1 protein-coding gene is annotated in these 1,468 nt (G+C 69.9%); it reads right to left on the bottom strand.

Translation table 11 applies throughout. The features are described from left to right. Nucleotides 1–35: 35 nt before the first annotated feature. A complete protein-coding gene (locus ACZ5WK_RS40260) occupies nucleotides 36–1,415 on the bottom strand; it encodes an IS30 family transposase (protein ID WP_465555534.1) in 1,380 nt (459 codons plus the stop codon). Nucleotides 1,416–1,468 lie beyond the last annotated feature (53 nt).

The raw sequence follows: 1,468 nt of genomic DNA, 5'->3' as shown, positions 1-1,468 counted from the left end.
GGTGGTCTCTAGTAGTCCTCGCAACACCTGATGGCCTATGCGGTTGCCAGTAGATCACGCAGGCGCTCGGCTGGAGTTCTCCAGCCGAGCGTTTTGCGTGGGCGGCCGTTGAGTTGCTGGGCGACGTGTTCGAGGTCCTCGGGACTGTGGACGGACAGGTCGGTGCTCTTGGGGAAGTACTGCCGCAGCAGGCCGTTGGTGTTCTCGTTCGACCCGCGCTGCCAAGGGGAGTGCGGATCGCAGAAGTAGACCGGCACTCCCGTGGCCACGGTGAACTGCTTGTGCGCGGCCATCTCGCATCCCTGGTCCCAGGTCAGCGAGCCGCGCAGGTGCTCGGGCAGGGTCTGGATCAGCGGCACCAGCACGTCGCGAACCTCCTCGGCGGTGTGCCCGCCGGGCAGGTGTCCGAGCATGACGTAGCGGGTGGAGCGCTCGACCAGGGTGACGATCGCGCTCTCGCTGCGGGTGCCGACGATCAGATCGCCCTCCCAGTGGCCGGGCACCGCCCGGTCCTCCACCTCGGCAGGACGCTCGGAGATCATCACCATCTCGTCGACGAACCGCCGTGTGCGCTGGTCCGGGCCGCGGTGCGGTTTGCGGCGGGTGCGCCCGGTACGCAGTGCCAGTGCGACTTCGCGGCGCAGTCCGCCGCGGGCCTGGACGTAGACCGCTTGGTAGATCGTCTCCGGACTCACCCGCATGCCTTCGTCGTTGGGGAACTCGATGGGAAGAGCGTTGCAGATCTGTTCGGGTGACCAGCGTTCCCGGAGCCGGTCCGCGACGAAGTCGCGCAGCGGTCCTTCCTGGGCAAGCTTGGACTCCTTGGGGCGCGAGCGGCTCTTGGCCCATGCCCGCTGGGCCTGGTGCGGCCGATAGGTGCCGTTGACCGAGCGGGCGTCGATCTCGCGCTTGACGGTGGAGGCCGGCCGGCCCAGCGCCCGCCCGATCGCCCGCAGCGACCGGCCCTCGCGCCGCATGTCGGCGATCAGCTCCCGCTCGGCCACGGTGAGGAACCGTGGGTGCAGCGCGGCCTCGACGGTGGCCAGGGACGGCTCCGCCGGCGCAACGATGGTGATCACACCAGTCGTATAGTCGATCCGACGGCCGTCCGCGTACAGGCGTGAGTGGCCGATCTGCCGGATGCCCCGGTCCCAGTCCTGGGCCGTGCGCGGGTGGACGCCGACCTGGGCCGCGGCCTCGCGGCGCCGGACCCCGGCCGCCCGAAGGCGCTCGTACTCCGCCCGTCCGGGATGCCCGTCCTTGCCGGGCTTGCCGCGACCACGGATGCCGGCCTTACGAGCCCACCCGGCCGCCGTGTGCCTGTTCACCCCGACGGCCAGGGCCGCCCCGGTGACGCTGCCGTTCGCCCGGTCCAACGCCTCGAAGAACCTCGTCTTCAGCGCCTCAAAATCCATGATCCCCGCAACCCCTGAACTCCAGGGTGTTGCGGGGATCAGTAGAACCCACG

This window comes from Kitasatospora sp. NPDC032757 (assembly GCF_055579305.1).
The sequence above is the reverse complement of the archived record's forward strand: the minus strand, read 5'-3'. Positions and strand labels throughout refer to the sequence as shown.